The 6,000-nt window shown below is 72.3% G+C and carries 5 protein-coding genes and 1 rRNA gene; 5 read left to right on the forward strand and 1 reads right to left on the reverse strand.

What is annotated here, in order from left to right; translation table 11 throughout:
• The first annotated feature begins 235 nt into the window (after positions 1–235).
• From AB0K65_RS10695 to AB0K65_RS10715, 5 genes are read left to right on the forward strand one after another with little or no spacing between them, the layout of a single operon-like run.
• Complete coding sequence (locus AB0K65_RS10695) at positions 236–1,459, forward strand: hypothetical protein (RefSeq protein ID WP_365715415.1); 1,224 nt, start codon at positions 236–238, stop codon at positions 1,457–1,459.
• Positions 1,460–1,481: 22 nt separating this feature from the next.
• The gene (locus AB0K65_RS10700; protein ID WP_365715416.1) at positions 1,482–2,147 is read left to right on the forward strand and encodes a DUF4129 domain-containing protein; all 666 of its coding nucleotides are present in this window, start codon (positions 1,482–1,484) and stop codon (positions 2,145–2,147) included.
• Positions 2,144–3,352: a DUF4350 domain-containing protein gene (locus AB0K65_RS10705; RefSeq protein ID WP_365715417.1), complete on the forward strand. Its 1,209-nt coding sequence runs from the start codon at positions 2,144–2,146 to the stop codon at positions 3,350–3,352. Before AB0K65_RS10700 ends, AB0K65_RS10705 begins: the two co-directional genes overlap by 4 nt.
• Positions 3,349–4,332, forward strand: a complete 984-nt coding sequence (locus AB0K65_RS10710; RefSeq protein ID WP_365715418.1) for a MoxR family ATPase — start codon at positions 3,349–3,351, stop codon at positions 4,330–4,332. Before AB0K65_RS10705 ends, AB0K65_RS10710 begins: the two co-directional genes overlap by 4 nt.
• 12 nt (positions 4,333–4,344) lie before the next feature.
• The gene (locus tag AB0K65_RS10715; protein WP_365715419.1) at positions 4,345–5,655 is read left to right on the forward strand and encodes a DUF58 domain-containing protein; all 1,311 of its coding nucleotides are present in this window, start codon (positions 4,345–4,347) and stop codon (positions 5,653–5,655) included.
• A 100-nt stretch (positions 5,656–5,755) separates the two neighbouring features.
• On the opposite strand, the gene rrf is transcribed toward AB0K65_RS10715, so the two are convergent.
• Positions 5,756–5,872: ribosomal RNA gene (gene rrf, locus AB0K65_RS10720) — 5S ribosomal RNA — on the reverse strand.
• Positions 5,873–6,000: the final 128 nt, after the last annotated feature.

Here is a 6,000-nt window from a genome sequence, read left to right on the forward strand (position 1 = left end):
ACATCGCCCCCGCTCCACCCGCCGCCACCGCGGTTTGTACGCACTGATCAGGCATCCACCCAGTCTGCCCCCGGCGCTCCCGCGAAGAAGGCGGGAAGGAGACCCGGGCCCCGGCCCACGGGCGGGCACCGCGTGGCACGATGGCTCCCGGCCCCCGCCCGAACAGGCAGGCGGCCGCCGTGCCCCAGCCGGCTCGCCGATCCGGCCCCACGACCATTCCTCGAGGTGGACGACCGTGAACGACACTCCGGGCTGGGCCTCGCCCGGATCTGCTCCCTCCGACGGCCAGGACGGCTCCGGTACGCCCAGGCCCTCCGAGCCCGGCGACGCGAACGGCTCCGCCCCCCAGTGGTCCAAGGAGCAGCCACCCGCCGGCCAGTGGTCCCCGCCGGCCACCCCGGCAGCAGGCCAGGCCCCGACGCCTCCGCCCCACTCCGGCTGGGGCGGCGTCCAGCAGGGAGGCTGGGGCAAGCCCCCGGCCGCCAAGCCCGGCGTGATCCCGCTGCGGCCCCTCGGCATGGGCGAGATCCTCGACGGCTCCGTCTCGACCCTGCGCCGCTACTGGCGCACGGTCCTGACGATCTCGGTCACGGTCGCGGTGATCTCCCAGGTCGTCGACATCCTCGCCCAGCGCTATCTCGTCCCGCCGCCGGCCGACATCAACCCGGACGCCAGCCCCGCCGAGCAGCTCGACCAGGCCCTGGACTCCTTCCAGTCCAGCCTGCTCGCCCTGGGGCCGGCGCTGCTCATCGCCCTGATGGCCACCCTGGTCAGCGCCGCACTCCTCACCATCGTCATCAGCCGCGCGGTTCTGGGCCGCCCGGTCACGGTCGCCACCGCCTGGCGCGAGGCCCGGCCCCGCCTGCTGGCGATGCTCGGTCTCACGCTGCTCCTGCCCCTGATGAGCGTGGCCATCATGTCCGTCGGCCTCCTGCCCGGTCTCCTCGTCGGCGACGCCCCCGGCGTCGCGCTGGCCGTCCTCGGCGGTCTGGCCGCTTTCGTCGTCACCGTCTGGCTGATGGTCCGCTTCAGCCTCTCGTCTCCCGCCCTGATGCTGGAACGCCAGGGCATCGTCCGCTCGCTGAAGCGGTCGGCCAAGCTCGTCCAGGGCGCCTGGTGGCGGATCTTCGGCATCACGCTGCTGACCCAGCTGCTGATCTTCTTCGTCTCGATGATCATCATGGTCCCGTTCGCCGTCATCGCGATCATCGCCGACGGCACGAGCATGTCCGCCATGGTCTCCGACTCGACCCCCGAGTTCGGCTGGGGCTACCTCATCGTGATGGGCATCGCCGGAGTGATCACCAGCGCGATCACCTACCCCATCTCCGCAGGCGTCACCGCCCTCCTCTACGTCGACCAGCGCATCCGCCGCGAGGCGCTCGACCTCGAACTCGCCCGGGCCGCCGGCCTCCCCGGCTACGGACCCGCCCCGGGCGCCGGCGCTTCCGGGAGCTGACGGGGTGAGGGCCACGGGGGGCATGATCACGGCGCGACCGCCGATCCGCGACGACGTACCGGTGGACGTTCCGCGCGTCCCCGCCCGCGAGGCGGCGGAGCGGGAACTGTCCAAGCCGATGTACCACGAGAACGATCCCAACCTTCTCCAACGCGCTCTCGACCGCTTCTGGGAATGGGTCGGCGACCTTCTCGACACGGCCTCCGGCGCCACGCCCGGAGGCCTGGTGGGCCTCCTCGCGATCGCTCTCGTCGTGATCGCCGTGATCGGCGCCCTGTGGTGGCGGCTCGGCATCCCCCAACGCATCTCCACCCCCGGCGACTCCCTGTTCGCCGAAGGCCTCCGTACGGCTCGGGAGCACCGCGCGGCCGCCGCCCGGCACGCCTCGGCCGGCCGCTGGAACCAGGCGGTCCAGGAGCGGATGCGGGCCATCGTCCGCTCGCTGGAGGAACGCACCGTCCTCGACCCCCGCCCCGGTCGCACCGCCGACGAGGCCGCCTCCGAGGCGGGCCGCTCCCTGCCCGCGCAGGCGGACGAACTCCGCGTCGCCGCCCGCACCTTCGACGACGTCACATACGGCGGCCGCACGGCCGACGAGAGCGCGTACCGCCGCATCGAGGAGCTGGACGCGTCCCTGGAGCGAGCCCGGCCCGCCCTCGACACCTCCGCCACGGGGGCGCCCGCATGAACCGACCGCCCACCAGCCCCACGTCGTCCTCGCTCGGCCCCCGGCAGATCTGGACGCGCGCCCGCGGGATCCTCCTCGTCCTGGGTCTGATCCTCATCGGCGGCATCGTCCTCGCGACGATGCGCTCCACCGACCACCACGGCCACCTGGATCCCCGCTCCGCGGACCCCAACGGCAGCCGGGCCGTCGCCGAGATCCTCAAGGCCCAGGGCGTCACCCTGCGCGTGGCCACCACCCTCGACGAGGCCACCGCCACGGCCGACGCGAACACCACCCTCCTGGTCACCACACCGGACCTGCTGACCGGCCATCAGCAGACCGTCCTGCGCACCGCCATGGGCGCCTCCGGCGGCCGCACCGTCCTCCTCGGCGCCGGCGAATCCTCCCTCGACACCCTCGCCCCGGGCGTCACCTCCGCACCCAGCGTCTCCGTCGCCGCCCTCGACCCGGAGTGCTCCCTGCCGGCCGCCGCCCGAGCCGGCAGAGTCGACATCGGCGGCGAACGGTACGTCACCGGCGACCACGCCGAGACCTGCTACCCCGCCGACGGGCTGCCCACCCTGGTCCTCCTCAAGGACTCCACGGCCGGCGACACCGTCCTGGTCGGCTCCCCCGACATCCTCTACAACGACCGCCTCGACCAGCAGGGCAACGCCTCGCTCGCCCTGCAACTCCTCGGTTCCCGCCCACATCTCGTCTGGTACCTCCCCTCCCTCACCGATGCTTCCGCCACCGAGGGCGACCCCGACGGCACCCCCGACGACGGCGCCGCCGAGGATTTCCTCTCTCTCGTCCCCTCGGGCTGGCTGTGGGGCACCCTGCAACTCGCCGTCGCCGCCCTCCTCGCCGCCCTCTGGCGCGGCCGGCGCCTCGGCCCGCTGGTGACCGAACGGCTCCCGGTCGCCATCCGCGCCTCCGAGGCCACCGAGGGCCGCGCCCGCCTCTATCGCAAGGCGAACGCCCGCGACCGCGCCGCCTCCGTGCTGCGCACCGCGACCCGCACCCGGATCGCTCCCCTCCTCGGCGTCCCCTCACAGGACGCCCACTCCCCCGAGACCCTGCTCCCCGCGTTCTCCGCACGCGTCCCCGAGACCGCCGGAGACGCCCGGGACCTTCTCTTCGGCCCGGCTCCCGCCGACGACGCCGCTCTCATCCGCCTGGCGGACCACCTCGACGCCCTCGAAAGAGAGGTACGCACCTCATGAGCGCCCCGACCCCCGCGACCCCTACGGACTCGGACACCGCCCGGGCCTCCCTGGAGGCCCTGCGCACCGAGATCGCGAAGGCCGTGGTCGGCCAGGACCCCGCCGTCACCGGACTCGTCGTCGCCCTGCTCTGCCGGGGTCACGTCCTGCTCGAAGGAGTCCCCGGCGTCGCCAAGACGCTGCTGGTCCGCGCGCTCGCCGCCGCTCTCGAACTCGACACCAAGCGCGTCCAGTTCACCCCGGACCTCATGCCGAGCGACGTCACCGGCTCGCTGGTCTACGACGCCCGGACCGCCGAGTTCTCCTTCCAGCCGGGCCCGGTCTTCACCAACCTGCTGCTCGCCGACGAGATCAACCGCACGCCCCCCAAGACCCAGTCCTCCCTCCTGGAGGCCATGGAGGAGCGCCAGGTCACCGTCGACGGCACGCCCCGCCCCCTGCCCGACCCGTTCCTGGTCGCCGCAACCCAGAACCCGGTCGAATACGAGGGCACCTACCCCCTGCCCGAGGCCCAGCTCGACCGCTTCCTTCTCAAGCTCACGGTCCCGCTGCCTTCGCGCACGGACGAGATCAACGTCCTGACCAGGCACGCCGACGGCTTCAACCCCCGCGACCTCCAGGCGGCCGGTGTCCGTCCGGTCGCCGGCCCCGCCGAGCTCGAATCCGCTCGCGCCGCCGTCGCCAAGACCTCCGTCTCACCAGAGATCGCCGGCTACGTCGTCGATATCTGTCGTGCCACGCGTGAATCCCCCTCGTTCACCCTGGGCGCCTCTCCCCGAGGCGCCACCGCCCTGCTGTCCACCGCCCGCGCCTGGGCCTGGCTCACCGGCCGGGACTACGTCACCCCGGACGACGTGAAGGCCCTCGCCCTCCCCACCCTGCGCCACCGCGTGCAGCTGCGGCCCGAGGCCGAGATGGAGGGAGTCACCGCCGACTCCGTCATCAACTCGATCCTCGCCCACGTCCCCGTACCCCGCTGAGAGCGACGCCCCATGGCACTCACCGGACGAACCGCGCTGCTCGCCGCCCTCGGATCACTTCCCGTCGGCATCCTCGCCCCCAGCTGGACGGGGATGCTCGCCGTGAACGCGCCCCTCTCGCTCGCAATTCTGTGCGACTACGCGATGGCCGCGCCAGTGCGAAGCCTTCGATTCACCCGAAGCGGTGACACAACAGTTCGACTGGGTGACGTGGCGGAGGTGCACCTGACCGTCACCAACGCCTCCCGCCGCCGCCTGCGGGCACAGCTCCGTGACGCCTGGCCGCCCAGCTCGTGGCTCCCCGGTGCTGATCAGGCCACGTCCCGTTCTCGGCTGACGGTCCCTGCGGGAGAGCGCCGTCGTGTCACCACGACGCTGCGGCCCTCCCGACGCGGTGATCGCCGTGCGAAGCGGGTCACGGTCCGTTCCTTCGGGCCCCTGGGCCTGGCCGCGCGCCAGGGCAACCACGAGGTTCCGTGGACCGTCCGCGTCCTGCCGCCGTTCACGAGCCGGAAGCACCTGCCGTCACGGCTGGCCAGGCTCCGTGAGCTCGACGGCCGCACCAGCGTCCTCACCCGCGGGGAGGGCACCGAGTTCGACAGTCTCCGCGAGTACGTCCCCGGCGACGACACCCGTTCCATCGACTGGCGTGCCACGGCCCGGCAGACCGCGGTCGCGGTACGCACGTGGCGCCCGGAGCGCGATCGTCACATCCTGATCGTCCTCGATACGGGCCGTACCTCGGCCGGCCGCGTCGGTGACGTGCCGCGTCTCGACGCCGCGATGGACGCGTCCCTGCTCCTCACCGCGCTGGCGTCCCGCGCCGGGGATCGGGTCGGTCTCCTCGCCTTCGACCGCCGCCTCCGCGCCCAGGTACAGGGCCGTTCGGTGAAGGACATCCTCCCGGCCATGGTCGACGCTCTGGCTCCGCTGGAGCCGGAACTCGTGGAGTCGGACGCGCGGGCGCTCGCGGCGACGGCCCTGGCCCGGGCGCCGCGCAGGTCGCTCCTCGTCCTTCTGACCAGTCTTGACGCGGCTCCGGTCGAAGAGGGTCTCCTCCCGGTCCTGCCGCAGCTCACCCAGCGCCATACGGTCCTGGTGGCGTCCGTCGCCGATCCGCACACCGCCAGCATGGCCGCGGGCCGCGGCACGGTCGACGGAGTCTATGAGGCCGCCGCGGCGACGCAAGCCCAGGCTCAGCGTGACCGTACGGCGGACCGGCTTCGCCGCCACGGCGTCACGGTCGTGGACGCGCCTCCGGAGGAACTGGCGCCGGCCCTGGCGGACGCCTATCTGGCGCTGAAGGCCGCCGGCCGTCTCTGACCGAAGCAGTGTGGGGGCTCCTGCCGGAGCCCGCACCGCACCCGCCCCTGAACGCAGAAAAGCCCCGCACCATAAGGTGCGGGGCTTTCCCACAATGATTGTTCGGCGGCGTCCTACTCTCCCACAGGGTCCCCCCTGCAGTACCATCGGCGCTGAAAGGCTTAGCTTCCGGGTTCGGAATGTAACCGGGCGTTTCCCTAACGCTATGACCACCGAAACACTATGAAGTTAACCAACCGGAAATCGGCACAGTTCGTTACTTCAGAACTAACACAGTGGACGCGAGCAACTGAGGACAAGCCCTCGGCCTATTAGTACCGGTCAGCTCCACCCATTACTGGGCTT

This window comes from Streptomyces sp. NPDC053755, from assembly GCF_040677675.1.
Lineage (GTDB): Bacteria > Actinomycetota > Actinomycetes > Streptomycetales > Streptomycetaceae > Streptomyces.